The following is a 25716-nucleotide window of genomic DNA, read 5'->3' as shown; positions in this document are numbered from 1 at the left end:
CTGCTACCCTCTCACCGCTACCGCAGTCTGTTGTTCAATTAAAGAAACCAGTTCTTCCTGAAACAGATCATAATTATCCAGCAAATTGTTCGCCCTCGTGCTATACCGGTTATAGGCAATAACGGCAGGAATGGCGGTAAACAAGCCAAGAGCAGTTGCCACCAGCGCCTCGGAAATTCCAGGGGCCACCATAGCTATGGTGGCTTGCTGCGCCTGTCCGAGAGCGCTAAAGGAAGTCATGATTCCCCATACCGTACCAAACAATCCGACGTAGGGCGCAATGGAGCCGACCGATGCAAAAAACGGCAAGTGTTTTTCCAGCCGGACAGCCTCTTTGGCATGGCTGATTTGCATGACCCGCTGTATCGGGTTGAGAACCACAGAACCTTGTTTTCGCGTTCTTACGTATTCCTTGAAGCCGGCATGAAAAATGGCGGCCAAACCTTCCTGCTCCTCTTTGTTACTGTCTATATCGGCAAAAAGCTTGCTCAAATCTGAACTGTCCCAGAAACGCTTTTCAAACAACATGCTTTGTTGTTTTTTTCGATTAAAAAACCAGGCTCTTTGTATAATTAATGTCCAAGAAACCAACGATGCGAGCAACAATATCAGCATGACGAACTTCACAACGAGTCCGGCCTGTAGAAAATATCCTAATATATTGGCATGACCACTCATTTCTAATCCTCCAACAAAAATAGCAGTGCTTTCTGGCATTTCATAAGCAACATCACTCACGAACCCGGGGGTTGTGCCCATGGCTGTTGACATTGACTTTCATAGCCACAAATGTCAATAAGCTTTTTTATTTTTCATCGCAAATTTCCTGGTAAACGACGGACTTTCATATTGCTATCTATACATACAACCTTTACTTTCGCATCACAAATTCTTGTCTGCTCCTGATTATCCATGGTTTGTGCAAATAACAAACTGCATGGGCTTTCTTTCACGATTTCAGAAGCAATGACCAGCATATCATCCAGTTTTGCGGGAGCATGAAAACGGATATGGACATCGGCGATCGCAAACTGGCAATTCTGCTCCGCCAACCGGCTTAGCGACCATCCGGCAGCCCGCAGCATCTCGGTTCTTGCCCGCTCCAGGAAACAAAGATGATTGGCATGATAAACGATACCCATCATATCGGTATCTTCCGCATAGACTCGGATTTGCGTTGTGAACGGATCATCGGTTACATTCATTCCTAGTTCCCAGGCTAGTCGACCACTTGCATTCCAAAATGTTGATAAGCCAGAGTAGAGGCGACTCTACCCCTTGGCGTTCTCATCAAATATCCCTGCTGGATTAAAAATGGTTCGAGCACGTCTTCAATCGTACCTTTTTCCTCACCTATAGCCGCGGCGATGCTATCCAGCCCGACCGGTCCGCCTCCAAACCGCTCAATCACGGCTAAAAGCAGCTTTCTGTCCATCGTGTCAAACCCCAACTGATCAACATCCAGCATATCCAAGGCCAGGCAGGCCGTTTCCCGTGTTATGAAACCATCTCCTTTGACCTCGGCATAATCCCTTACCCGACGCAACAAACGGTTCGCAATTCGGGGAGTCCCCCGAGAGCGCCCCGCTATTTCCCTGGCTCCATCTTCGTCTGCCCTGACATTCAGAAGTCTTGCCGAGCGGGAAACGATATAGGTCAGGGATTCCACCGAATAAAATTCCAGCCGTTGAACAATACCGAATCGATCACGCAGCGGAGATGTTAACAGTCCGGCTCTGGTTGTTGCACCAATCAAGGTAAAAGGAGGCAACTCGAGCTTAATGGAGCGTGCGGCAGGTCCCTCGCCTATCATAATATCCAGTTTATAATCTTCCATCGCCGGATAGAGGATTTCTTCAATTATGGGGCTTAAACGATGGATCTCATCGATAAAAAGTACGTCATTCTCTTCCAGATTGGTTAAAAGCGCGGCAAGATCACCCGCTTTATCCAATACCGGCCCGGAAGTCTGTCTTAAACTGACCCCCATTTCATGTGCAATAATATTGGCCAATGTTGTTTTGCCCAACCCGGGCGGTCCGAAAATAAGCACATGATCCAGTGCTTCACTTCGTTTTCGAGCCGCATCAATAAAAATCTGCATCTGGGATCGCACTCTGTCTTGTCCAATGTATTCACGCAAGGTGACGGGTCTGATAGCACGATCAAGCGCTTCCTCGGAATCAGTCGGATCGGCACTGATTAATCGATCACTTTCGAGCATAGATTGACGTTTGGGTGAGTAGAGAATGAAATTATTCTAACACAGCTTTAAAGCGATCCGTGTCTCATTTATTATCTTCCATACCCGCTTTTAAAATATCTCTGGTACGGTGAATACGTGAGCGTACGGTTCCCAGGGGACACCCCATGTATGCGGCAATATCCTCATAACTCAAGCCATTTAATATATGCAGAATAAAACAATGACTCATTTTCTCAGGCAATTGCCCCATGATTTTATCCAGATGGTCACCAAGTTGTAATTCAATGGCCGACATTTCCGGCCCAGGAATGGTATTATATAACGGTGTGGCCGGAAGATTTTGCACAAACATCAACAGTTCTTTGCTGTTGGCTCTGTAATAATTTTTTAACGTATTTTGAATAATGCAATGCAGCCAGGTTGAAAAATTTGAACGAAAGTCAAAATCACCGAGGTATCGGAATAACTTAATACATACTTCCTGGGCAAGATCGTTAGCAATGGCGGCGTCGTTAACCTGACTTTGTATTTGCACAATGATTTTTTTATAATATCTGCCAATCAATTGATTCATGGCCTCTGAATCACCGTAAAGTGATCTATTAATCAATTGCGCCTCTTTTTCTTCGGATAACGATCTCATAATGTATTTTTTATAGTCTTTATGTATATATAATCGACAAATACGCAGGGTTCTTTAATTTATATGTTATGGATTGTGATTTTCTGATATTTCAAGTACTTTGAAAAAAACACAAACTGCAGTCTTGTTTCAAGATAATTGAACCAGGATATTTATTTAGTCCGGGTGATGTACCATGACCAAATCCAGAGAACAAGTTATATACAGAATCAATGAAATCATTTACCACAACATAGCCGGAGACAACAATATTTATAATCTTGTGCAAACAGGCGTACTCACCGAACAGGAACTCATCCCTTTTTATCTTAAGGCCGTACGAAAAGGCAGTCATTTTGCCGTCAAAAGCTTTTTAATTTATGGCATGAGCGCTAACCAGCGAGACGAAAATAATGATACTCCCTTAATCTGGGCGGCTCGCTTAAATAACCATCAGATGATTGCTGATTTAATGGCATTTGGCGCAGATCCGGATTTTACAAACTGTCTGGGTAAAAATGCTCTCGTCTATATCGAGGACAATTTATATACCGGCTATGATCTTGTGTTAAAAACCAAAGAAAACAAAGAGTTCGAAGAAGGCGTATTGTATATTACAGTGTCTGCCAAGGATTCCTTTCAATATGTGGTCAAATCACCGAATGGTGCGATAAAAAAAGGAGTCATTGCTATTGAGGATATTAAAGGATTTCATCCCCAAGGCCCCTTAAATGTGGAAAAATTACGAACTGTTTTAAAAAATATCCTGTTCATTACTTCAAAAAGAGGACATACGGCTCCATTGCCAATCAACTCGTTAAGAAACACGAGAATCACTAAAAAAGATATAGCAGATACCCTCTTTGAACTTTCTTTGCAAGCCATTGAAAATCAACATGATGAGATGGCAAGAGATATACGTAAACTGGCCGCCAAACATGATCAACAAGACGCCGGTCGAATTGAAACATGGAATAAAAATAACACCATTCAAAACAAACTGTCCGGCAATAGCTTGTTTATTTCATCCAGTCATCAATCCACTGGCAGAAAAGTCGCGGATACCATGTCATCCTTGCCTGGATCCGGACGTACCCTTCCAGCATAGGATAACAAATCTCACTATTTTACATGGCTGTCAATCAGGCACTTAATTTGATCGTCACTTTATTTTTTCAATGATTTTTAAAAATCGATGTTCGTCTGAAGATATCTGATCTGAAAAAATAATAAAGACACGGCGCTTTCGGGCTGTAGAAAATTCAATAAGCAAAAACAATCCGGCGTCTATAATGATTCTATAATGATCAAAATTATCCGCCACATCCTGCTCATTAATTAATTGCCAGCCCGTTTTTTTATAAATTAACGTTCTCATCCCTGATGTATAATGGGGCGTGTGATATACATGAATAACACTGAAGAGCAAAAATAAAAGTAACGTTATTTTGATAGCAATGGGCAATCCTGATGTTAAAACCACGCTTAAGGCAAACGTGTAAATCAGAATAATCACTCGTATATATAGTTTTGATTCGGCAAGTCTAACGATACGACCTGACCAATTGGACGATGTCATGCAATTCCTTGTCTCCCGGTGATTCGCTATCCAGCAACCAGCTATAGAGTTCGGGATCTGAACAATCCAGCAAGGATTCCATCTGTCCAAGCTGGTGCTCGGTCAACGTTTCAAGATGCCGGTCAACAAACTGGTTAAGAATCAGATCCAGCTCAAGCATTCCTCGTCGACACTGCCACCTGATTCTGGCCTTTCTGACTGATGTGTTCATAAGCACTTAATTATTAAAAAATGGAATGTTACACTAAACACGGTCGACAGCAACAGATATCCTGGTTATGAACAGGATAAATTTTTTATATTTCAAGGTATAACGCATTATGCAAATGACCCATTCAAGCAATACAGGTTGCCGAGTTTACCAATCGGTTTTGCCTGTCCCGGAAGAACTGAATTTTCAAACGGATAAAAACTATCTGTTTTTACTTTCCGACCTTGCAGTTATTTCGGTTATCGGTGGGCAAGCCCGTGATTTTCTGCAAGGACAACTAACCTGCGATATGAACCGTATTGACCCCAATACCATGAGTCCGGGCGCCATGTGCAATTTGAAAGGACGAATCCTTGCATTACCTCATGTTCTGGATTGGCACGGCTATAAAATGATACTCCCTAATGATTTGATCGTCGACACGATCGCTTCCCTAAGTAAAACGGCCATGTTATCTCGTGTGGTTCTTGAAGCGGACAGGCAACTAACTGTTCTTGGCCTGAGACGAACAAATGATAAAGATATTATTCCTGATTTTCCGCTCCCGTTAACATCTCACGCAGTCACTTTTAGCGACCAACACTGTTGTTATGCTATCGCGAACGATCTGTTTGTCATTATCGCTGACCGGACAACCGGCGCTTCCCTGATTCAGAAATACAACGAGAAACAGCAGCTCCGTGGTTCCCTGGCATGGCATCATCTGCAACTTGAAAATCATCATGTCGCCATTTATCCTGAAACGCGTGGCTTGTTTCTACCCCATCGCCTGGATTTACCTCGGTTGGGTTATATCAGTTTCGACAAAGGCTGTTACAAAGGACAGGAAATTATTGCCCGCACGCATTATCGCGCGAAATTAAAACATCATTTGCAAACGTTCATTATTAACGCAACTCAACCGTTGATGCCAGGAAGTAAATTACTGGATGCCGACACAAACCAGGAAGTGGGTGAACTGGTTGATTATTGCGCCCGCGATGAACATTCTTTTTTAATTGCCGCGAGCATCTTAATTGATCACCCTCAACATATCAAAATAGAAGGTCATCACGACATCATAACGCTGTAAGGCGCGGCGTCGTCTCCCAGGCTCTGTGAACAAAATTAATTACGGCTGCAAAAAAGCGTATGATTTGCTCCTTATATGTAGCCCGTGATGAAGGCGAAGCCGAAATGCGGGAAAACAATGTCCACTTAGGCACTCACCTGTTCTCGTGATGCAATATTGAACCATTAAACCCGCAATACGGCCACAGGCCTCCTTACGGGCTACCGTTCTTTTATAAAAAAATGTGCCAGGACATTTTTGTGCACAGAGCCTGGTGTATTTGATCTATCCCTTTTTCCTCTCCCATAGCATCCGTCGTAAAACATTGTCCTTATCAATAAAATGATGCTTTAAAGCACCGGCGACATGCAGGACTATTAAAGCAATAAGTATCCAGGCGATAGTTTCATGGCATTCCTTCATAAACCCGGCCAACTGTTTGTTAACAGGCACCAGGGGAATCGGTAAGGAAAACATCCCGAAATACACCGGGGCCCTATTAGCGGCGGTCGACATAATCCATCCACATATCGGCATTAACAACAGGAAGATATAAAGACTGTATTGAACGCCATGCGCCATTTTTTTTTGCCAGCCCGGCATCGCAAGAGGCAGTGAAGGCCTCCCGAAAGCCATAAGCCAGACCAGGCGCAGTAATACTAATACCAGCACCGTAACGCCCAATGACTTGTGAATTGTAAAAGCCACACCCTGTAATGAGTCAGGAAGATCATCAAGAAAAAAACTGACTGACAACATAGTAATAACGATTAATGCAATGATCCAATGAAGAAACTTGGATCCCGCCGAATAGCTTTCAACTTTTTTTTCATTTTCTCTGATACCCTCCCTGTGTTTTCGTACATCAAGCTACAACAACCTTTTTCTTTTCAGACATTTGTACCGTGGTCTGCGTTAAATCCAGCAGCTCCCTGATCGCGACAAAAAACATGGTGTAGTTTAATGACGCACTGGATCGCAATTCCTCCAGGATATGACGCCATCGCTCAATAAGCGCGGTATGGTTTTCAGCCCAATCGTTAAAGGATTTCATGGAATCTTTCTTCCCGTCCAGACTTATAATACCAGCCGTTAATTGCCGTTGTTGCCAATCCAGATCATCCCTTAACGCCTCTCTTGACAAGGATTCCCAGGTATTTTCCGTAGGATGTACGATAACCTGGGCGCGAATCCAGGATAAATCCAGAAACTCTCCGATATTAAAGTATATTTCAGCCGCTTTTGTGACGCTGATTTCAAGTTTTTGTGCCACTTCAATAATATCCATAGCCGAAAATAAATTGCGCGTGACGGTCAATTCATGTGCAAACTCATTATCAATGCCCAACTCAATATAATGCGCTAATTGCTCTTCATATTGCGTACGGTTACCCTCGTTAAAAATGGAAGGTATGGCTTGTTTCATTTCAAATACACCAGGCGCGTAAAGCTTCACGGCCTTACTGATATCGAGGTGCATGCGCTGACTTCTTAAAAACCAGCGTGATACCCTCCGTAACAATCGGACGTACATCATCACAATTTCCGTTTGTTTTTCCGAGTTTATAAGCGCTTCCAGTCCGCTGATTTTTTTCCATATGGCATCAATACCAAGTACCGTTCTCGCAATCATATAAGCCCGTACAATCGCTGATACGGGAGCGCCGGTTTCATCTTGCATGCGGAAGATAAACGTAAAACCCATCTCATTCATAATAATATTGCTCAATCTGGTCGCAATAATCTCGCGTCTGAGAGGATGATTCTGCATTTGCTTACTGAAGCGATCCTGCAATGGCTTTGGAAAATAACCAATTAAAAAAGTTTTTAAATACGCGTCTTCAGGGACATTCGTTGCAAGAATTTGTTCCTTAAGAATCGTTTTACTGTAGCAAAGCAAGACGGCAATGGCTGGTTGTCCCAGGCCTTTACCCGTTGACTTACGCTCAATCAACAATTTCTCATCCGGTAAAAATTCAAGACTTCTATCAATCTTGCCGGATCGTTCCAACTCGTTCAGATAACGTATATGCAATTGAACGGAGCGCAGTGCCTGCGCCGCCGTATAGCTTATCGCGCGAGGTTGGGAAAAATTGTCTCGTAAAACCAAGGCCGCGACTTCATCGGTCATCTCCCCTAACAGCTCATTACGCTGTTTTACGGTCAGATCACCCGCAGAGACAATACCATTTAATAATATCTTGATATTTACTTCTTTATCAGAGCAATTCACGCCGCCGGAATTGTCAATAAAATCGGTGTAAATTAATCCACCCTGCAAGGCGTATTCAATCCGGGCCAACTGCGTTAAGCCAAGGTTACCCCCCTCACCGACAACCTTGCAATTCAATTGTTTGGCATTGATTCTTGTGGCATCGTTCGTTCTGTCGCCTACGTCGGCATGCGTTTCCGTCTGGGCTTTCACAAACGTACCGATACCGGCACTCCACAATAAATCCACTTTAGCCCGCAGAATCACTCGTATTAATTCATTCGGCTCAATCTGGGCCTGCTTAATTCCGAATACCTGTTTCATTTCCTTGGTAACGTTAATGTACTTGGCTGATCGATTAAATACTCCACCGCCTTTGGAAATTAATTTTTTGTCGTAATCACTCCAGCTTGATCGTGGGAGATGAAACAGACGCTCACGCTCCTTGAAACTGGTTTCGGGATCCGGATCCGGATCAATGAATATATGCTGATGGTTGAACGCACCCAGTAATTTGATATGTCCTGAAAGAAGCATTCCATTACCAAAGACGTCTCCCGCCATATCTCCAATACCAACCACAGTAAAATCGGTTGTATTTATATCAATGTCCATTTCATAAAAATGACGCTTCACGGACTCCCAGGCACCGCGGGCGGTAATACCCATTTTTTTATGATCATAACCCACCGAGCCACCGGAAGCGAATGCGTCTCCCAGCCAGAAATCGTATTCCAGGGAAATGGCGTTGGCGATATCTGAAAATGACGCGGTTCCTTTGTCTGCCGCAACAACAAGATAGGGATCGTCCTCATCATAACAAATAACATTTGCCGGTTTTCCGATGACGTTATTCTGATAATTATCCGTAATATCCAGCAAACCTCGTATAAATTCCTGATAGCAGGCAATACCTTCCGCCTGAATCTCTTCTCTCGTGCCATTGGCTGGGATATGCTTTGGAACAAAGCCACCTTTCGCGCCACTGGGTACAATGACGGAATTTTTAACCTGCTGTGCTTTCATCAAACCCAGTATTTCCGTTCTGAAATCCTCTTTTCGATCAGACCAGCGCAAACCACCACGAGCTACTTTTCCACAGCGCAAATGCACGCCTTCAAACCGGGGCGAGTACACGTAAATTTCAAACATGGGATAGGGTTTGGGTACAGCGGGAATGACCTTGCTGTTCAATTTAATTGAAATGTATCGTTTGGGATTTCCCTTGTTATCCACTTGATAATAGTTGGTTCGTAAAGACGCGGATATGGCATGGACGTACTGCCGGATGATTTTATCCTCGTCAAGATTAGCCACTTCATCCAGTGAATCATAAAGAAGATTAACCTGATCAATAAAATTGTCTTCTCTTTGTCCATTTAATTTTGGATTAAAACGAATTTCAAACAAATCCACCAGCTTCCGGGCGATGCTGGCATTGTTATTTAATGCCGTTTCAATATATTCCTGACTGAAAGTAAACCCGGTTTGTTTAAAATATTTCGCATACGCACGTAAAACTGCCACCTGCCGCCAATTTAAACCCGCGCCTAAAACCAGTTGGTTAAAACCGTCATTTTCAGCTTCACCGAACCAGACGCTGGCAAACGCGTTCTGAAACAAATCCTTGATCTCATCAATATCAAAGTAAGCACCTCGGGTATATTGCAAGGCGAAATCATTAATCCAGGTAATTTTGCCATCATCAAACTTTAGAACATAAGGCCTTTCACTAATCGCGCGCATGCCCAACCGCTCAACAATAGGTAATACATCAGACAGGGGGATGGTCGTATTATGCTGGTAAATTTTCAGCCGAAAACTATCGACCTGTTCATCCATCGGGCGATAAAAATTCATAACCAGAGGATTTTCTTCCGACAACGCCTCCACATGACGGATATCATAAACGGCTGTACGGGGAGAAAAATTATCACAATAGGCAATAGGAAAAGCGCTTTTATAGCGGGCATACAAACGATTAGCCTGCTCTTCACCGAATGATTCCACCAGATAATGTTGTAAATCATCTGTCCAGGAACGTCCTATTTCGATCAGTTTCTGTTCAATTTCCTTAAAGTCCCATTGGGTTTCATCCTGCGGACTGGTTCTGATTATAAAGTGGATACGGGCAAGAACCGACTCGGTAAACAGTGTGGAAAAAGTAATTTCAAGTGCGTTAAAATTTTCCGCCAGAATTTTTTGCATGGCTTGTCTTAGCTCGGTATTAAACCGTTCTTTGGGAACATAAACCAGGCATGACACAAAACGCCGGTATACATCGACCCGGGCGAACATGCGGATTCTTCGACGCTCCTGCATGTAATAAATACCCATGGCGATTTCAAGAAGTTCATCTTCCGATGCCTGAATTAAATCATCACGAGGCAGGGTTTCCAGAATATTAAGCAAAACCTTACCGGCATGGCTGCGAGGAACGAGAGACGAGTGCTGCATGACCAATGCTACTTTATGACGCAAAAACGGAATGTGCTTGGGATTGGTATTATAAGCAGCGGAGGTATAAAGGCCTATGATTCTCCGCTCGCCAATCACCTGTCCCTTTTTATTAAATCGTTTAACACCGATGTAATCGGTATAGGCTTGTCTGTGTACCGTCGCTTCCGTATTGGTCTTAAACATAACCAGGGCACGCGTTGACAGGGTCAATTCCCGCGCTTCGGGTGTCATGGCAGAAATACTTCGCGCACTTGATTTGCTCAGACTCGGACGAAGTACACCAAGCCCTGTTTCCGGCAAAGGCTGCAAGATGGTTTCCTGCCCTTTGTGAACCAGTTCATAATCCCGGATGCCAAGAAAGGTAAAATGATGATCTTCAATCCAGTGAAGAAAGGCCTTGGTTTCTTCCGCTTCAGCCGGATCAAGTACCGTTGGCGCACCTTCCAGCTCTTCAATAGCCTCACGTACTTTTTCACGCATGGCATGCCAATCCTCTACCACGGCACGATTGTCCTCAAGCACCCGATCAAAGTGGCGATGTAATTCTTCAAGTATGGTGGGATCGGTTTGTCTGTTAATTTCGATAAATACAGGAGCCTCTACCGTAATGCCTTGTGAAGGATCGGGCTCCACTGTGGAGTTTCTTGGCAAAACCTCCACGACCTGATGTTTGGAATCACGTTTAAGGGTCAGCCCTCCCATATGTATAACAAGGTGTGATTCCAACCCCATCCGGTTAATGACCATCCGCAATGAGTCAACCAGGAAAGCCATATCATTGGTAAGGACTTCAACAACCGTGTGAGTCGTCTGCCAGCCATGCCTTTCAAAATCCGGATTATAAATCCGGATTTTGGTTTCATCCGGGGCCCGATGCTGAATCAGTGACCAGAAATTAACGGCAGCACCATAAAGATCTTCAATATTCCATTCGTTTAAGTCATCCAGCGCAACGGTACTATAAAATTGCCGTACAAATTCCGAACAAAGAACCGCTTGTTCCTCGTTCATTTTTTGGTTTAATTTATCAACAATAGCTTTAATGATTAAATCTTTACCTTCTTCGAATTTGTAGGACATGCACTCACCTCTATTAGGCACGAAAATTAGCTGGAGCGAATTATATACTTCTATAAATGAACTTACACCGCTTACGATGTAATATTTTATCTCAAACCGGTGGCAGAGTAATTCTTTTTTGCTTTTACTCGATAAAAACTCGAGTTTCCACCTCCGACCATGCCGCTAACTCTATCATGTCATGATTGCGCATTCGAATACATCCACGAGAACCCACTACCCCCATTGAAGTAGTATCAGGGGTGCCATGTATGTATATATATCGTTGTAAACTATCAACCTGGCCTCCCTGATTACGACCTGCTTCCAGGCCATCCAACTGCAAAATACGCGTTAGAATCCAGTCTCTGGCCGGAAATTGTTCAGCCAGGGCTTGTGAATAGATTTCTCCGGTCCACCTTCGGGCGACAAAAACACTGTTTACGGGCGCATCAAGACCAATACGCGCATGGATGCGATGCCAGCCCCTGGGAGTACATTCACTGCCCATCTGTTCACCCAATCCGTTCTTAGCGGTCGATATTATGTAGGATTGCCATAAATTATCCCCTTGATAGCAGTCCATTCTCTGTCGCACGGAAGAAATGTAAATTAATTTATCAGTCATTTGGTATTTATCGAATTCCGATTGTCTTGATATTGACAAATTCTAGCAAACCTTCCCTGGATAATTCACGCCCATACCCGGAATTTTTTATTCCACCAAAGGGCAAACGCGGATCAGACGCTACAAATGTGTTGATACAGCACGTTCCGACTTCCAGTTGGTTTCTGGCAATTTCCTCGCCGCGTTCGATGTCTCTGGTAAAAACGGCACCAGCAAGACCAAAACGGCTATCGTTTGCTAACTGGATAGCCTCTTTTTCGCTTTTAGCACGGACAATAACCACTACGGGGCCAAATAACTCCTCTTCAAAAGCAGTCATACCGGGCTTCACATCCGCAAGCAGCGTGGGAGGATAGTAAAACCCCGCCCCATCAGGAATTTCGCCGCCGGCCATCAATTTGGCCCCTTCCCTGATGCTCATAAGTACTTGCTCGTGGATATTGTTTCGCAAATCCTCTCTGGCCATTGGTCCCAAATTGGCATCCTCATCAAGCGGCGAGTTCATTTTATAACGTTTCATGAGGTTTTGAAGCCTGGCAAGGAGTTCATCATATATGGCCTGATGAGCAATTACTCGTTTGGCCGCAATACAGACTTGCCCGCAATTATTAAGCCGGGAGGATATAATACTCTCCGCGGCCAGATCGATATCCGCATCTTCCAGTACCAGATAAGGATCATTGCCGCCAAGTTCCAATACCGTTTTCTTCAGATGCTCTGCGGCACGAGACGCAACAATCCGACCCGCCTTGTCACTACCGGTGAAACTTAAACCTCTTATCAGCTTATGTGCAATCAGGCCGGCCGCGACATCATTATCGGCAATGGCATGCTGGAAAAGAAATCCAGGAAAATCCGCATCCGCAAACAACTTGTAAATTTCCTGTCCGCAACCGGTGGTAATGGGAGCATGTTTTAAAATAATGGCATTGCCCGCCATCAAGGCAGGCACGGCACATCGATAAACCTGCCAGAAAGGGAAATTCCATGGCATGATGGCCAAGATAACACCAAGAGGCTGATAGCATACCATAGACTTTGTTAATTCCGTTTTTACAAGTTTCGGTTGCAAATAGCTCTCAGTATTTTCTGCGTAATGCTCACATAACCAGGCGCATTTTTCAATTTCTCCAATACCCTGGGTGACAGGTTTACCCATTTCACTGGCTATTAAAACGGCAAGCTCCCGCTTTCTTTGCCTCAGCAAATTAGCCATACCGGTCATTAATTGACTGCGGTGAGAGAAGGACTTTTCTCTCCAGTGTACAAATGCCTCGTGCGATTTATTAACAAAATCATTAATTTCAGCGTCCTGCATCTCATCATACTGGGCAAGATTTTTTCCCGTAGCTGGATTGATTGTCTGGATACTCATTCTTTTATCTCTCTCTAGGCTTTGTGAACAAATTTTTTCACATAGCGAAAATGTGGATAATTGAGTGCCATTATGTCTTTGAATGAGGCGAATAGCTGGCTCTATTTAACGAATTCAAAGACATAATGGCGCCAATTAGCCGTATTTGCAGCTGTGAAAATTTTTGTTCACAGAGCCGATCATCAATGTGCAAAGTGTAGACCATGAAATTAACTCTGCAACCGGCACGAAGCATAGGCACATATCATAAATTGAATTCCTTGCTATCGAGTTTTCTCTCCAAAGCATCCGTAAAATTTTTTAAATCCTTTCTTGCCGTCAGGATTCGAGCTGTCGCCAGGCGAATGGCTTCAAGCCAATTTCCCATGTCGTGTTGCGAGGTTTTATCCTTTGCCTCAAGCAAGCTATCGCCTGCTTGATAAAAACATATTTTTTCCGCTGACTCTTTTGCCACTTCCAGATAGTCCGTCAGGAACGTCCTGATATCCTTCTCCCTGATTTCCAGTCTTTTTGCGGAGTAGCTTTCTGTTTCCTCATTAAAAAGTTTATTCGTTTTTGTGAATAGAAAGACCGTTTTTTCAAGCCAGTGATCTAACTCGTTCAGCACGACCAGTTGCGGCTTATCACGGCCATCCCTTAAATTTGTTATATCCATACACAAGTACACGATGTCTATAAAAGGATATTTTTTCTTCAGTTCATTCGCGCAATCTGTCAATGATTCATACTCAACGTGAGCCAGCTCAATCACTTTGCATGACGTACCGTTCCACGCTATGTCGTGTTCCTTTATGGCAAATGGCTCGCAATAAAATGGCGCCTCCACATCAGACGTTGCTTTTAGCGTTTTTATATCGGTTACGTTTGCTAAAAGAGTTGTTTTACCACTGCCGGGAGACCCCAGCAATAACACAGTCAGGGCGGGAGAGTTTTCATCGGTGAAAAAGCCGAAGCGTTGCATAACCTTTTTATACATTATATATTTTTACAGGTGAAACGGATAAGTTTGCATGATTTGGGGCTGGAACAAAATACCCACAGCTCAAAATCAGGGAAAAGGCGGGAGCATCCGACCCCCCATTCAAAAAACTAATTGATGACACGCCCTAATTGTTGATACTATTTTGCAAGTATTGAAGCGCTGTTGCTTTTTTGAAACATAACTACCCATATCAGGATAATTGGATGACAAATAGAATGCCAGGTTACCACCCCTTTCATTATCTGGTTGCCTGGGGGGTTCATGCTTTTACAGCCAGTGCCGCGTGCTTCGGCCTTCTTACACTAATAAAAATTTATCAAAACGATTATGTTCAGGCTCTGTGGTTTATGGCCATTGCTGTGGTTATAGATGCGATTGATGGGACTCTGGCGCGGCTTGTCAAGGTAAAATCCGTACTTCCCGGAATTGATGGCTCATTACTGGATAACATTGTCGATTACCTGAATTATGTCATTACTCCCTGTTTCTTTTTATTTGTAAAGCCAAACATGTTGCCAGCCGGGTTCATACTACCCATCATTATTGCCATTACCATCACTTCATCGTATCAGTTCTGCCAGTCAGACGCGAAAACACCGGATCATTTTTTCAAGGGGTTCCCCTGTTACTGGAATATCACCGTGTTTTATATGTTTATTCTGAACACGACCATGTACACAAACGCTATCATTCTGTCTGTCTTGTGCCTGCTGATTTTTGTTCCTATTAAATACGTCTATCCGTCACGCCTCGATTATTTGACGGAATCCAGGGCTCTTAAGGTCATGATGCACATTTTTTCACTGATTTACGGTATTAGTTCCGGACTGATTTTGTGGAATTACCCGAATATTGATCGTATTTATCTCACGCTTTCGATAGGGTACGTGGTTATGTATTTGTGTTTAAGTATTTACAGAACATTTTCACCATTGCTTATACTGCGTACTTCGGCGAATAAACATTAAATGCCCAGTTCACTTTTTTAGCAAGACTTATTAATATATCCATATTAGATAAATCAGAGGATTTAATATGTTCTGTTTTCGCCATTATTATACTGCCGCATTGCTAACAACATTATTTTTTTATACAACAGTGCATGCAGACCCCTATCCTCACGGATGTGAAGTCACCGGTTTTGGATATAGTGAGAACTTTCTCATATTGAATGATAACGGCAATCAGACGTTTTATCTGGTTCAAAATCGCAGTAAACACACCATTGAATTACAACGGGTTGAAACAAGGGACGTGTTTATGAGCCCAACTCTGACAGCGCGGTTAAACCCTGAAAACTGGGCCGGCTTTGCTTCAGATGTAGAGAATTTGCATTTCCAGTGCTTTTCCATTGAAAAAAACAATACTGCCAAAGTTGATTGCCGTGATGTTCTGGATGTGTGTCAATATCCAAGGGTCAAGTTTGCTTTAAGCAACATGGGCAATTACTGGGTTTCTATTAATAAATCGCAACGACAGGTTATTCATGAAGCCGCATCAAAAGGAATCTACCTGCGCTGGTAGAGAGAGCATCGTTACTAATAACAAACTATTCCTGGCCACAGGCATTATTGGTGCTGTCATTTCCTTACTAGGCCTCTCGCAAACATACCCTCAAATTTATTATGTTATCGGATCGGGCCTATTATTACTAACCGCAATTTATTTCAAAATTTTTTATTTCATAGCACTCGAAATTATATTAATGGGGGGGCACGGAGCCATCTTGCTTCATATTGGACCAAATTTGCAATTTGCCTTACCCGTATTACTGTGTCTGCAATTACTGATTTTTTATTATTTAAGTGGACAACTAAATAATTTTTATATTGTAATTGGTATTGCCGGCATTGCCGTGCTTTCAGTCGGTTTTGCTTACGAGAATCAATGGGTCTTTTTTAGCGGCAGTAGCGCGGTAGCTTTTTACGCGTTTCATCGTTCTGCCAAGCAATCCATTGCGTTATTATGGGCTATTATGAACTCTTTGTTTGCCCTGATTGCTGTTGCAAAATTATATATATTATGATGTTGGAGATTTTATGGCTAAAACACCGTCAAATATGCTGCCGTTGGGAACCCCGGCACCTCATTTCTCTCTCCCTGATACAGTCAGCGGGAAAACCATTTCACTGAATAATGAACACAATAGCAAAGTGACCGTTGTTATGTTTATATGCAATCATTGCCCTTATGTGAAACATATTAATAAAGAGTTAACGCGCCTTGCAAATGATTACGCGAACAGTGATGTTCGTTTTTTTGCAATTAATTCAAATAATACGGAACAATACCCTGATGATTCTCCGTTGAACATGAAACGAACCGCAATAGCGGAAATGTATCCCTTCCCCTATCTTTTTGATGAAACCCAGGAAGTCGCAAAAGCCTATCAGGCAGCCTGTACCCCTGATTTTTATGTATTTGATCGCAAACTTCTTCTTGCCTACCGAGGCCAGTTTGATGATTCTCGCCCTGGTAACGACATGGAAGTTAACGGCGCATCTATCAGACATGCTCTGGATTGCCTGTTATCTGATAAAGCCGTCGATGGAGAGCAAAAACCAAGCTTGGGATGTAATATTAAATGGAAAAACTGAATCCGGAATTTAAATTATCCTTTTACGTTCCGGAAAGTCATCTTGAACAGGTAAAACAAGCCTTGTTCAAGGCCGGCGCGGGCAAGCTGGGTTATTACGAACAGGTATGCTGGCAAACCAGGGGGTTAGGACAGTTTTGTCCGCAGGAAGAGGCGAATCCCGCTATTGGCGAAAAGCACGAACTAACCTACGTAGAGGAATTTAAAGTCGAAATGCTCTGCTGTGAGTCCTTAATCCATCACGTTATTAAAACGCTACAAGAAGTTCACCCTTACGAAGAACCAGCATACGACATTATCCGACTTGTACATATCTAAAAAAAACCTGCTTAAAGCAGGTTTTTTTAATACGCATACCGAGAAATTACTTGCTTTGTTCTATCTGAACCTGCAGATTTGCAATTACATCACTGTGAACATGAATTTCAACCACATAATTTCCTATGGCGTGCATAGGACCTTCAGGCAGAACGATTTCCCGCTTACTTACCTCAATAGAGCGTTTCAGCAGTGCGTCCTTTATTTCACTTGCGCCTACAGAGCCATAAAGTTTCCCTTCATCACTGGCCATCGCTGAAATAACCAGAGTTACATCATTTAACTTGGCGGCACGCTGTTCAGCCTGCGCTAAAGTTTGCTGTGCCTTTTTTTCCAGTTCGGCACGACGTTCCTCAAAAAGTTTGACATTTTTTTCTGTAGCGAATACCGCTTTATTTTGCGGAATCAAAAAATTTCGACCATATCCTGCTTTTACGTGGACTTTGTCGCCCAGACTGCCAAGATTACGAACTTTTTCCAGTAATATTACTTCCATCTTCTCACCCCTTACTCTGACTTTCACCTGCCATCACAGGCAGACGTGATCTTAAATTAAATAAACTATCAATTGAACCAAACAAAACATAGACCGGCAAAACAACATAGGGCATCAGGATAATAGGCATCAATAGCATCATCATCATAACCAGTCGTTTTTTCTTTACAAACAGATTCAACCCCAGACTTATCCCTGCCAGCATTAAATACACGAAAAAAACCGGTAAACAACTTAACAAGATAGCATTACCCTGATGCACACCATAAACACAGACAATCAAAGCTATCACCGCTATTTTACTGGCACGAAACGCGAGCATTTCTCTCTGGAATCCACCAGGATTAAAAAGAGACGCCTGTATTGCACGCGCCAGCAATAGCGAAAACAAGACTGATATTATCAGGCTTACCGCCTTGATGCCGAGTAATGAACTCGCAAGATTAATCTTGTTTTCCGCATTTTGGTGAGCCAGCATATCTACCACAGGATTATTACTGTCAACCGCACTCAACATGGCTTGTAACGTGTTGTACTGTTTTATGACATAGTCCGGTGCCAACCAGTGCGTCAACAAAACGCCTGTCGCGGCCAGCATAACCATACCGCCAACGACTATCTGCCAACTCGCCGTTGTCCTTAGCAGTAACGAAGCCAGATAACAAGTCACATAAGTGAGTAATATCCCGGATAAAACAACATCCATCGTTCCCGCTATCTCTGCCACACAGATAGAAACAGTCATTCCTGTAATCAGGATCTTCAAACCGGCTGCCCAGCTTTTACGCAAGACAATCAATGCCATCACGGCCAAAGACAACCAGGCGGTAAGTGGAAATACCGCCAGTATTGCCGTCAAAAAGCAGGCGTATTTCTCATTTTGTAACGAATAATACCCTTGCTTTTGAATGAGCTCACCCAAACGTGCCATTTTTACTTGTGGCTGTCGCAATAAGGCAACAGTCCCAGGAATCGCGCATGCTTGATTGCCTTGGCGAGCTGACGCTGAAAACGTGTCTGCGTGCCAGTGATTCGACTTGGAACAATTTTACCCGTTTCTGTTATGTAATTCTTGAGTAAATTGATGTCTTTATAATCAATCTCAAAAGAATCTTCCGAGCTGAAACGACACATTTTTTTTCTACGAAAATAAGCTGTCATAAATAATCCCCTTAAGCTGCTCTGCTATCTTTTTCTTTTTTCATTAACATGGACTCCGTGGTAATCGCATGTTTACGATTGATAATTAACTCACGAAGAATGGCATCATTAAATTTAAAGGCATTTTTTAATTCATCGAGTGATTCCTGATTACATTCAATATTCATCAAAATGTAATGTGCCTTGTGTACTTCTTTGATCGGATAGGCTAGCTGACGGCGACCCCAATCTTCCTTGCGGTGAATAACACCGGCGTGTTTGGTAATAATGCCTTCATATCGCTCAATCATTGCGGGGACTTGTTCACTTTGATCAGGGTGCACAAGAAAGACGATTTCATAATGTCTCATATTGTTTCCTTATGGATAAAAGCCTTCTTTATATAAATAAGTAAGGCAAGGTTGATAAAACGCCCGATTGTAACCGATTGCCTTATTTATGGCAATCACCAACAACTCCGCATATGATTTGTATGAAACAATCTCCCTGTAAATTTGTTGCAATTAACCAACTCATAAGATATAACTTTTTAAAAATATGAGGTTTTATATGGAAATCATCAATATCTCTTTTGAGGAACCCCTGACCATCATAATGAATGGTGAAACCATCCGGGTTGTCGCTTTCAAAACCATGGAGCACGGCAATATTAAATTTGGAGTAAAAGCCCCTCGTTCAGTCAAGGTGCATCGGGAAGAGATATATCACGCGATTCAAAGGAAGGAAAAACCAACTGATCCCGATATGGAATAACGGCGACCGAATGTCTCTTGATAAAAACAAATGCTTGATTTTCACCGCACTCACAGCTGTTTTTCTTTCTTTTCTCGCCTTTTTAATTAATTTTTTGTTTTTTAAATTTAGCGGGAATAATTATTTTCCGGATGGTACCGTGTTAACCGGAATAATTTTACTGCTCGTCCTGTTTGGTTGTTCATTATTATTTGAAAAAGATAATGCCTGCTATCTTATCGCCCGTGAATTGTTTTATTTTTTTCTTGTCATGGCAATGATTGCCACAATGACAAATGCAGCACAATACACACCATTTCCTCCCATTGATGAACAAATTATTGCATTTGAAGCATTGTTCGGGATTGATATGGCTAAAATCATAAGCTGGACGGCACAATTTCCATTATTTAAACAAATATTAGTTTACATATACAAAAGCATTGACTATCAAATGGGATATTTGCCTATTTTGCTTATTTTTTTGCTTCGCCTGTCGGAAATAAGAGAATATTATTTTCTATTACTGTTTAGCGCTGTTATTGGTTTTTCCTTTTATTATTTTTTTCCGACGATTGCTCCGGCCAGCATGGTAGAAAGCCCTTTATTTTTTGACGCCCAACATGCCACTGGCATTAAATTTATGGAAATACATAATCACCAGCCCCCCTCAACCATTGAGGGGGGCATGATAGCGCTTCCTTCGTTTCATGCCATATGGGCATGGTTTTGCCTCTATTTATGCCGGAAATTAAAAGTCCTGTTTCTGTTATTGTTACCGGTCAACCTGTTATTAATTGCTTCTTGCGTCTTATTGGGATGGCATTATCCTGTTGATATTGCAGCGGCGGTTGTGCTGGCACTATTAACCCATGGCATGTATTACCTTTGCAAACGCTCGAAACTCAGGAATTGATTTTCATTGGAATGCCTGTTGGAAAATCCAGCTCTTTTTTTATTGCCCGGTTATTTTTAAGGTAACCACTCCGGATCCCGGCGGCAAGTCGCTCAAACAACACATGCAAACTGGTATTTTTTTGTTCCAATAATAACGGATGAACTTCCAAATATAACGCGCCATGCTGCCAGCCGATCTTGACAGGCTCATTGATAACCCGCACCGGAGTTCCGACCGCAACCTGATCAAAAAGTTGTTCTATGTCTTCAGGCATCAATCTTATACATCCGGCGCTTACTCTCATTCCAACACCATCACGGCGGTTCGTGCCATGAATAAGATAAGTTGGCCATCCCAATCTCAAAATATGTCTGCCAAGCGGGTTATGTTTCCCCGGTGGAAATTGGTTGGGTAAAAGAACCCCTTTTTCTGATGCGGCCGCCTTGATATTGGCGGTCGGCCTCCAGACAGGATCCCGCTCCCTGGCAACAACCGTTGTCTTGCCTACCGGCGTATGCCAGCCCGCTTTTCCTATGCCAATCGGCATGGTAATGACTACATTGTCTCCGGGAGGGAAATAATAGAGCCGATATTCCGCAAGATTAATAACCAAGCCCTCTCTTGGGCCGGAAGGAAGGAGATAGCAGGATGGGATGACAATTTTGGTTCCCGGTGACAAAGAACGCCTGGCATCAATATGTGGATTGGCTCTGACCATTTCAACATACCCCACACCATAACGCAGCCCAACGTCATTAATCGTTTCACCAATCTCGGAATAAGCGTATTGCAACTCGCCAATAACATCACCCTCCTCCGGCAAAATAAACGTTGATGCCCATGAAGGTGCTAGACAAAACACAAGGAACATAAGGGTATAAAATAAACGAAACATGGTCGCCTGCCGGGACTATTTCTACAGCAGATGACAACCATCATCTGCTGTAAGTTCTGCGTACTCTTTTACAAATTACTGCACGCCTTGAATCGCTCGCCGTATTTGGACTCCAGTTTTGCGAATAACTCGTTCAGTTTGTCATGTCCAAACTGTTTGGCATAATTCATTGGGCCGCCTCGGAAAGGCGCGAATCCCGTGGCAAAGATCATGCCTCCATCCAACAGATCGCTGTCAGCAACAACCCCCTCCCTCAAGCAGACAGCCGCTTCATTCACCATGCGCAGAATCAGGCGGTTAGCAATATCCTTGCTTGATTTATCATCCGTGACCTTCGGTTTTACTGGCTTGCCATTTTTGTATTTGTAAAAGCCCTCACCCGTTTTGCGGCCTAATTTACCTTCTTTAACCATATCCCGCAATTTTTGCGGAACACTGCCGCCGAAATGTGCTGTCAGATTTTCTGCAACGGCCAGACAAACATCCATTCCCACCGTATCGGCCAATTCAACAGGCCCCATAAACATGCCGAACTCTTCCGCGGCCCTGTCAATGGTGGCGCCACTGTATCCTTCCTCGATCAATTGCACACATTCCATTAGATAAGGCATCAGTACGCGATTGATTAAAAATCCGGGACTGGATTTAACAGGTAACGGCAAACGACCAAGCTGGTTTACAAAGGAACACGCCTGCTGCGTAACCTTTTTGGTTGTTTTTGTACTACTGACCACTTCGACCAGCTCCATTTTGGCAACCGGATTAAAAAAATGAATTCCTATTAAACGATTAGGATCATCCATCACCGCACTAATTTCATCTAACGGTATACTGGACGTATTCGTAGCTATAACGGCGGTCTTTTTAGCTTGCTTCTCCACTTGTTTGAAAATAGCCTGTTTAACCTCAAGATTTTCAAACACCGCTTCAATGATCACATCAGCCCGCGCAATGCCATACCCTTTCGGATCCGGAATCAATCTGTCCATCGCTGCCTGGACAAGACGTCCTTGTTTCAATTTTTTCTTAAAGAGCGTATAAGCCCGACCGATTGCCGGTGCAATCTGCTCATAGGATTTGTCCTGCAATGTGACTCTTATACCTCTAAGCGCACACCATGCGGCAATATCTCCGCCCATAACGCCGGCACCGATAACATGAACATGCTCCGCATGAAAATCAGAATCCTTCGCAAATCCTTTCATACGCTCACGCAATGAAAATACCCGGATCAGATTTCGGGCCGTATCGCTATTGGAAACCAGTTGCTCTACGGAATCCGCTTCTTTAAGATAGGCGCGATCACCAAAACCCCCTTCTTTTTCCCATAAGTCTATGATCGCATAGGGTGCGGGATAATGTTTTTTTCGGACACGCCTGGATAATTTATAACGTATAATGGGAGCCAAGAGCATTCTTGCCCAGGTATAATTGGACAATGATTGCATAAATGTGGGTTTGTGCTTTGCCGGCTTGTTATTAATATAATAAATTGCCGCTCTTTTGAGCTGCCGAAGAGGCACTACTTCATCCACAATACCCAATTTTTTTGCTCTGGAAGCGGAAATGGGAGCGCCTGTTAAAATGACATTGGCTATCGCGTTAAATCCACCAATTAATCCGGGTAAACGAACCGTTCCTCCCCACCCCGGGTGAATACCCAGCATAACCTCCGGTAACCCAAGACGCGTATCCTTGTCATCCGTAACAATCCGATAATCACAGGCCAGAGCAAGTTCCAGTCCACCACCCATGCAAAATCCATCAATCATGGCAACTGTTGGAACAGTCAATTCTTCCAGACGGGAAAAAACAGCTTGCCCCTTCCGTAAAAAATCAACGGCTTCCTCTGGTGTGGTAAATTTGGAAAACGCATTGACATCGGCTCCGGCGATAAATCCCTTTTCTTTGGCGGAATAAATCACCAGCCCTTTCGCATCCGTATTTTTTGAAATTTCCTGCAACAGACTGTTCAGCTCATCAAGAACCTCATCATTGATTGCATTCACACCCGCATCTTTTCTATCTATAGCTAACCAGATGATATGTTCAACATCCGTTTGAATATGCCAATGTTTGTATTTGCTCATTATGCTTTCACCTCTGTTACGCGTTCCAGAAACATCGCTCCACCCTGACCACCTCCTATGCAGATGGCAGCCATTCCCCGGGTTCCATTTGTTTGTTCAAGAGATTTTAATACATGCAACACTATCCTTGCTCCGCTGGCACCAATAGGATGACCGGCGGCAATAGCACCGCCATCCTTGTTCAGTTGTGACAGGGAAGGAGCGCCAAATGCTTTTTCCAGACCAAGCTGCGTTTTACAGTATTCCTCATCATTCCATGCCGCCAGGCATCCCAGAACCTGCGCCGCAAATGCTTCATTTATCTCCCAGCAATCCATATCTTCAGTCTTAAGTTCATGCCGCTGCAAAATTGGCGTTGCCGCATGTACCGGCCCCAATCCCATTTGAGAAGGATCAAGCGCCGCCCATTGTGAATCTACAATTCGGCCAAGGACGGGAAGATGATGTTTTTTGACGGCATCCGCACTCGCTAAAAGCAAGAGACAGGCACCATCTGTAATTTGCGAGCTGTTACCCGCGGTAACCATGCCAAACTTTTTATCAAAAAAAGGCTTTAGTTTCGCCAGCTTCTCAACCGTGGAATCCGAACGAATACCATCATCTTTGATATAAACGCGCCCTTTGGAATCAATCATCGGTACCACCTCGCCCATTCTGTTCTCTTCGTAGGCATGTGCCAGGCGTTGATGGCTTTCAGCGGCAAACGCATCCATTTGTTCACGGGTAAGGTTAAAGCGATAGGCGATTTTCTCAGCAGTTTGACCCATATTCATCCCAACGACAGGATCGGTCAATCCTCGCAGCAAGGCAATGACCGGGGCGAGAAAGGATGGTCTGAATTTGGTAACCAAAGCCAGGCGCTGGCTCGTCGTTTTCGCCGCAAACCAACGTCCCATCCAGGACGCCATTTTTTGATTAAACATGAGTGGTGCATGACTCATGGCATCCGTACCACCGGCCAGAATCAAATCACTGCGGCCCGTTGCAATCTGGATGGCCGCGTTATCAAGAGCCTGCATACCGGAAGCGCAGTTACGCATCACTGTAAATGCAGGAACACGTTCCCCACAGCCCAGACGCAATGATATGACTCGTGCAATATTCGCCTCATCAGGGCCAGGCATCGCCGAACCAATGATCACTTCATCCAGTTCGGAAGGGGAAAACGGTTGACGATTCAATAAAGGTACACCGGCGGCAACGGCCAAATCGGATCCAGTAAACGGACCTACGTCTTTTGCCTTGAGAAATGGCGTACGACTACCGTCCACCACATAGACATCCCGACCATGTAAATTCGACTTTTGCTTCATTACTCCTCCTGATTTTGTCAATGCCGCCAGGTTCCGTTACGTTTTCATTCGCGAAGTCCAAAGATCGCTGATTGACACCATAAGATAAAAATTTAACAGAACCTGAATACCGCCAAATTTTAATTTGTAAAAGATAGCAGTATTCGCAAGTATTTGGAAATGTTCTGAAAAGAAATCATTTTTATTAGCCCCAAACACTGTTGACGCCATTAAAATAACTGATATACTTCCGCTCCATTGACTGGAGAGATGGCCGAGTGGTCGAAGGCGCTCCCCTGCTAAGGGAGTATGGGAGAAATCCCATCGAGGGTTCGAATCCCTCTCTCTCCGCCAGTACACGCGCCCGTAGCTCAGTTGGATAGAGTATCTGGCTACGAACCAGGGGGTCGGAGGTTCGAATCCTTCCGGGCGCGCCATTTTCAAAGAAGCACAAAAAAAACAATCACTCCGAAATACAGGCCAGTACACTGATGTACCTGGCCCGGAAGTGTTCGAACCGAATGAGGTTCGACAAAATGCGCAGCGAAGAGCGCAATGCGCGGCGAAGCATTTTGGACGCGCTTTAGCGCGCCCCGAAGGGGTGAGGAAGGAACAACGTGACTGACGAATCTATCCTTCCCCTTCCATGCCCGACATTTCAAAGAAGCACAAAAAAAGCAATCACTCCGAAATACAGGCCAGTACTCTGATGTAATATTGTCACATAAAACCCGCAATACGGCCGCAGGCCTCCTTACGGGCTACTGTTTTTTCACAAAAAAATGGTGCCAGGAAAATTTTGTGCACAGAATCCGGCGGATTTAAAAAGAATCACCATGAGCATAACCAATTT

27 protein-coding genes and 2 tRNA genes are annotated in these 25716 nt (G+C 43.7%); 11 read left to right on the top strand and 18 right to left on the bottom strand.

Going from position 1 to position 25716, the window contains the following annotated elements; translation table 11 throughout:
• Window positions 1-3 precede the first annotated feature (3 nt).
• From tolQ to CKW05_RS07030, 4 genes are all read right to left on the bottom strand, one after another.
• Window positions 4-678, bottom strand: coding sequence for a protein TolQ (tolQ, locus tag CKW05_RS07045; protein ID WP_058483567.1), 675 nt, complete (start codon window positions 676-678; stop codon window positions 4-6).
• A gap of 134 nt (window positions 679-812) precedes the next feature.
• Entirely contained in the window at window positions 813-1205 is a 393-nt protein-coding gene (locus tag CKW05_RS07040) for a YbgC/FadM family acyl-CoA thioesterase (protein WP_058483394.1), read from the bottom strand.
• 14 nt (window positions 1206-1219) lie between these two features.
• Window positions 1220-2224 (bottom strand): Holliday junction branch migration DNA helicase RuvB, encoded by a 1005-nt coding sequence (gene ruvB, locus CKW05_RS07035; protein ID WP_058483393.1) that lies wholly within the window; start codon window positions 2222-2224, stop codon window positions 1220-1222.
• 64 nt (window positions 2225-2288) lie between these two features.
• Window positions 2289-2849 (bottom strand): RNA polymerase sigma factor, encoded by a 561-nt coding sequence (locus CKW05_RS07030; protein ID WP_058483392.1) that lies wholly within the window; start codon window positions 2847-2849, stop codon window positions 2289-2291.
• Window positions 2850-3024: 175 nt separating this feature from the next.
• Here CKW05_RS07030 and CKW05_RS07025 point away from each other — a divergent pair, with 175 nt between their 5' ends.
• Window positions 3025-3936 (top strand): ankyrin repeat domain-containing protein, encoded by a 912-nt coding sequence (locus CKW05_RS07025; RefSeq protein WP_058483391.1) that lies wholly within the window; start codon window positions 3025-3027, stop codon window positions 3934-3936.
• A gap of 54 nt (window positions 3937-3990) precedes the next feature.
• On the opposite strand, the gene CKW05_RS07020 is transcribed toward CKW05_RS07025, so the two are convergent.
• Both CKW05_RS07020 and CKW05_RS07015 read right to left on the bottom strand, forming a co-directional pair.
• Window positions 3991-4407 (bottom strand): hypothetical protein, encoded by a 417-nt coding sequence (locus CKW05_RS07020; RefSeq protein WP_058483390.1) that lies wholly within the window; start codon window positions 4405-4407, stop codon window positions 3991-3993.
• On the bottom strand, window positions 4373-4567 hold the full coding sequence (locus CKW05_RS07015; protein WP_231950720.1) for an FAD assembly factor SdhE: 195 nt from the start codon (window positions 4565-4567) through the stop codon (window positions 4373-4375). Before CKW05_RS07015 ends, CKW05_RS07020 begins: the two co-directional genes overlap by 35 nt.
• Window positions 4568-4727: 160 nt before the next feature.
• Here CKW05_RS07015 and ygfZ point away from each other — a divergent pair, with 160 nt between their 5' ends.
• Window positions 4728-5690: a CAF17-like 4Fe-4S cluster assembly/insertion protein YgfZ gene (gene ygfZ, locus CKW05_RS07010; RefSeq protein ID WP_058483388.1), complete on the top strand. Its 963-nt coding sequence runs from the start codon at window positions 4728-4730 to the stop codon at window positions 5688-5690.
• Window positions 5691-5954: 264 nt separating this feature from the next.
• On the opposite strand, the gene CKW05_RS07005 is transcribed toward ygfZ, so the two are convergent.
• From CKW05_RS07005 to CKW05_RS06985, 5 genes are all read right to left on the bottom strand, one after another.
• Complete coding sequence (locus tag CKW05_RS07005) at window positions 5955-6428, bottom strand: cytochrome b (protein WP_231950718.1); 474 nt, start codon at window positions 6426-6428, stop codon at window positions 5955-5957.
• A 106-nt stretch (window positions 6429-6534) separates the two neighbouring features.
• A complete protein-coding gene (locus CKW05_RS07000) occupies window positions 6535-11421 on the bottom strand; it encodes an NAD-glutamate dehydrogenase (protein WP_058483386.1) in 4887 nt (1628 codons plus the stop codon).
• Between the two features lie 124 nt (window positions 11422-11545).
• Window positions 11546-12028 (bottom strand): L,D-transpeptidase, encoded by a 483-nt coding sequence (locus CKW05_RS06995; RefSeq protein ID WP_082642764.1) that lies wholly within the window; start codon window positions 12026-12028, stop codon window positions 11546-11548.
• Window positions 12029-12035: 7 nt separating this feature from the next.
• Window positions 12036-13403, bottom strand: a complete 1368-nt coding sequence (locus CKW05_RS06990) for an NAD-dependent succinate-semialdehyde dehydrogenase (protein ID WP_058483384.1) — start codon at window positions 13401-13403, stop codon at window positions 12036-12038.
• A gap of 244 nt (window positions 13404-13647) precedes the next feature.
• The gene (locus CKW05_RS06985; protein WP_058483383.1) at window positions 13648-14379 is read right to left on the bottom strand and encodes a GTPase domain-containing protein; all 732 of its coding nucleotides are present in this window, start codon (window positions 14377-14379) and stop codon (window positions 13648-13650) included.
• Between the two features lie 209 nt (window positions 14380-14588).
• Between CKW05_RS06985 and pcsA the strand changes: the two genes are divergently transcribed.
• From pcsA to CKW05_RS06960, 5 genes are all read left to right on the top strand, one after another.
• Window positions 14589-15353, top strand: coding sequence for a phosphatidylcholine synthase (gene pcsA / locus CKW05_RS06980; protein ID WP_058483382.1), 765 nt, complete (start codon window positions 14589-14591; stop codon window positions 15351-15353).
• 67 nt (window positions 15354-15420) lie between these two features.
• A complete protein-coding gene (locus CKW05_RS06975; protein ID WP_058483381.1) occupies window positions 15421-15909 on the top strand; it encodes a hypothetical protein in 489 nt (162 codons plus the stop codon).
• Window positions 15910-16111: 202 nt separating this feature from the next.
• Window positions 16112-16411, top strand: coding sequence for a hypothetical protein (locus CKW05_RS06970; RefSeq protein ID WP_231950716.1), 300 nt, complete (start codon window positions 16112-16114; stop codon window positions 16409-16411).
• Window positions 16412-16424: 13 nt separating this feature from the next.
• On the top strand, window positions 16425-16982 hold the full coding sequence (locus CKW05_RS06965; protein ID WP_058483565.1) for a thioredoxin family protein: 558 nt from the start codon (window positions 16425-16427) through the stop codon (window positions 16980-16982).
• Window positions 16970-17299, top strand: a complete 330-nt coding sequence (locus CKW05_RS06960; RefSeq protein WP_058483380.1) for a hypothetical protein — start codon at window positions 16970-16972, stop codon at window positions 17297-17299. Before CKW05_RS06965 ends, CKW05_RS06960 begins: the two co-directional genes overlap by 13 nt.
• 46 nt (window positions 17300-17345) lie before the next feature.
• Here the strand turns inward: CKW05_RS06960 and rplI are convergent, their stop codons facing one another.
• From rplI to rpsF, 4 genes are read right to left on the bottom strand one after another with little or no spacing between them, the layout of a single operon-like run.
• Window positions 17346-17795, bottom strand: a complete 450-nt coding sequence (gene rplI, locus CKW05_RS06955; protein ID WP_058483379.1) for a 50S ribosomal protein L9 — start codon at window positions 17793-17795, stop codon at window positions 17346-17348.
• Between the two features lie 4 nt (window positions 17796-17799).
• Complete coding sequence (locus tag CKW05_RS06950) at window positions 17800-18726, bottom strand: hypothetical protein (protein ID WP_058483378.1); 927 nt, start codon at window positions 18724-18726, stop codon at window positions 17800-17802.
• Between the two features lie 2 nt (window positions 18727-18728).
• Window positions 18729-18956 carry a 30S ribosomal protein S18 gene (rpsR, locus tag CKW05_RS06945; protein ID WP_058483377.1) on the bottom strand — a complete coding sequence of 76 codons (228 nt, stop codon included), beginning with the start codon at window positions 18954-18956 and terminating at the stop codon, window positions 18729-18731.
• A gap of 11 nt (window positions 18957-18967) precedes the next feature.
• Window positions 18968-19306 (bottom strand): 30S ribosomal protein S6, encoded by a 339-nt coding sequence (gene rpsF, locus CKW05_RS06940; protein WP_058483376.1) that lies wholly within the window; start codon window positions 19304-19306, stop codon window positions 18968-18970.
• Between the two features lie 199 nt (window positions 19307-19505).
• Here rpsF and CKW05_RS06935 point away from each other — a divergent pair, with 199 nt between their 5' ends.
• Together CKW05_RS06935 and CKW05_RS06930 are read left to right on the top strand one after the other, a co-directional pair.
• Window positions 19506-19709 carry a carbon storage regulator gene (locus CKW05_RS06935; protein ID WP_058483375.1) on the top strand — a complete coding sequence of 68 codons (204 nt, stop codon included), beginning with the start codon at window positions 19506-19508 and terminating at the stop codon, window positions 19707-19709.
• Window positions 19710-19719: 10 nt separating this feature from the next.
• Window positions 19720-20604, top strand: a complete 885-nt coding sequence (locus tag CKW05_RS06930) for a phosphatase PAP2 family protein (RefSeq protein ID WP_058483374.1) — start codon at window positions 19720-19722, stop codon at window positions 20602-20604.
• Here CKW05_RS06930 and CKW05_RS06925 read toward each other — a convergent pair.
• The 3 genes from CKW05_RS06925 to CKW05_RS06915 form a co-directional block, all read right to left on the bottom strand.
• Window positions 20594-21481 (bottom strand): L,D-transpeptidase family protein, encoded by an 888-nt coding sequence (locus tag CKW05_RS06925; RefSeq protein WP_058483373.1) that lies wholly within the window; start codon window positions 21479-21481, stop codon window positions 20594-20596. The genes CKW05_RS06930 and CKW05_RS06925 overlap by 11 nt on opposite strands.
• 68 nt (window positions 21482-21549) lie before the next feature.
• Window positions 21550-23571 (bottom strand): 3-hydroxyacyl-CoA dehydrogenase NAD-binding domain-containing protein, encoded by a 2022-nt coding sequence (locus CKW05_RS06920; protein WP_058483372.1) that lies wholly within the window; start codon window positions 23569-23571, stop codon window positions 21550-21552.
• Window positions 23571-24884: an acetyl-CoA C-acetyltransferase gene (locus CKW05_RS06915; protein WP_058483371.1), complete on the bottom strand. Its 1314-nt coding sequence runs from the start codon at window positions 24882-24884 to the stop codon at window positions 23571-23573. The genes CKW05_RS06920 and CKW05_RS06915 overlap by 1 nt, the downstream gene beginning before the upstream one ends.
• 243 nt (window positions 24885-25127) lie before the next feature.
• Between CKW05_RS06915 and CKW05_RS06910 the strand changes: the two genes are divergently transcribed.
• Window positions 25128-25217, top strand: a tRNA-Ser gene (locus tag CKW05_RS06910).
• 6 nt (window positions 25218-25223) lie between these two features.
• A tRNA-Arg gene (locus tag CKW05_RS06905) sits at window positions 25224-25300 on the top strand.
• Window positions 25301-25716: the final 416 nt, after the last annotated feature.

The organism is Legionella spiritensis (assembly GCF_900186965.1).
GTDB classification, from domain to species: Bacteria; Pseudomonadota; Gammaproteobacteria; order Legionellales; family Legionellaceae; genus Legionella_C; species Legionella_C spiritensis.
This window is presented reverse-complemented; position numbering and strand designations above follow the sequence as displayed.

Coding starts and splice junctions, on each gene's coding strand:
- tolQ (WP_058483567.1), bottom strand. CDS start 678: ATGAGTGGTCATGCCAATATATTAGGATATTTTCTACAGGCCGGACTC.
- CKW05_RS07040 (WP_058483394.1), bottom strand. CDS start 1,205: ATGAATGTAACCGATGATCCGTTCACAACGCAAATCCGAGTCTATGCG.
- ruvB (WP_058483393.1), bottom strand. CDS start 2,224: ATGCTCGAAAGTGATCGATTAATCAGTGCCGATCCGACTGATTCCGAG.
- CKW05_RS07030 (WP_058483392.1), bottom strand. CDS start 2,849: ATGAGATCGTTATCCGAAGAAAAAGAGGCGCAATTGATTAATAGATCA.
- CKW05_RS07025 (WP_058483391.1), top strand. CDS start 3,025: ATGACCAAATCCAGAGAACAAGTTATATACAGAATCAATGAAATCATT.
- CKW05_RS07020 (WP_058483390.1), bottom strand. CDS start 4,407: ATGACATCGTCCAATTGGTCAGGTCGTATCGTTAGACTTGCCGAATCA.
- CKW05_RS07015 (WP_231950720.1), bottom strand. CDS start 4,567: ATGCTTGAGCTGGATCTGATTCTTAACCAGTTTGTTGACCGGCATCTT.
- ygfZ (WP_058483388.1), top strand. CDS start 4,728: ATGCAAATGACCCATTCAAGCAATACAGGTTGCCGAGTTTACCAATCG.
- CKW05_RS07005 (WP_231950718.1), bottom strand. CDS start 6,428: ATGTTGTCAGTCAGTTTTTTTCTTGATGATCTTCCTGACTCATTACAG.
- CKW05_RS07000 (WP_058483386.1), bottom strand. CDS start 11,421: ATGTCCTACAAATTCGAAGAAGGTAAAGATTTAATCATTAAAGCTATT.
- CKW05_RS06995 (WP_082642764.1), bottom strand. CDS start 12,028: ATGACTGATAAATTAATTTACATTTCTTCCGTGCGACAGAGAATGGAC.
- CKW05_RS06990 (WP_058483384.1), bottom strand. CDS start 13,403: ATGAGTATCCAGACAATCAATCCAGCTACGGGAAAAAATCTTGCCCAG.
- CKW05_RS06985 (WP_058483383.1), bottom strand. CDS start 14,379: ATGTATAAAAAGGTTATGCAACGCTTCGGCTTTTTCACCGATGAAAAC.
- pcsA (WP_058483382.1), top strand. CDS start 14,589: ATGACAAATAGAATGCCAGGTTACCACCCCTTTCATTATCTGGTTGCC.
- CKW05_RS06975 (WP_058483381.1), top strand. CDS start 15,421: ATGTTCTGTTTTCGCCATTATTATACTGCCGCATTGCTAACAACATTA.
- CKW05_RS06965 (WP_058483565.1), top strand. CDS start 16,425: ATGGCTAAAACACCGTCAAATATGCTGCCGTTGGGAACCCCGGCACCT.
- CKW05_RS06960 (WP_058483380.1), top strand. CDS start 16,970: ATGGAAAAACTGAATCCGGAATTTAAATTATCCTTTTACGTTCCGGAA.
- rplI (WP_058483379.1), bottom strand. CDS start 17,795: ATGGAAGTAATATTACTGGAAAAAGTTCGTAATCTTGGCAGTCTGGGC.
- CKW05_RS06950 (WP_058483378.1), bottom strand. CDS start 18,726: ATGGCACGTTTGGGTGAGCTCATTCAAAAGCAAGGGTATTATTCGTTA.
- rpsR (WP_058483377.1), bottom strand. CDS start 18,956: ATGACAGCTTATTTTCGTAGAAAAAAAATGTGTCGTTTCAGCTCGGAA.
- rpsF (WP_058483376.1), bottom strand. CDS start 19,306: ATGAGACATTATGAAATCGTCTTTCTTGTGCACCCTGATCAAAGTGAA.
- CKW05_RS06935 (WP_058483375.1), top strand. CDS start 19,506: ATGGAAATCATCAATATCTCTTTTGAGGAACCCCTGACCATCATAATG.
- CKW05_RS06930 (WP_058483374.1), top strand. CDS start 19,720: ATGTCTCTTGATAAAAACAAATGCTTGATTTTCACCGCACTCACAGCT.
- CKW05_RS06925 (WP_058483373.1), bottom strand. CDS start 21,481: ATGTTTCGTTTATTTTATACCCTTATGTTCCTTGTGTTTTGTCTAGCA.
- CKW05_RS06920 (WP_058483372.1), bottom strand. CDS start 23,571: ATGAGCAAATACAAACATTGGCATATTCAAACGGATGTTGAACATATC.
- CKW05_RS06915 (WP_058483371.1), bottom strand. CDS start 24,884: ATGAAGCAAAAGTCGAATTTACATGGTCGGGATGTCTATGTGGTGGAC.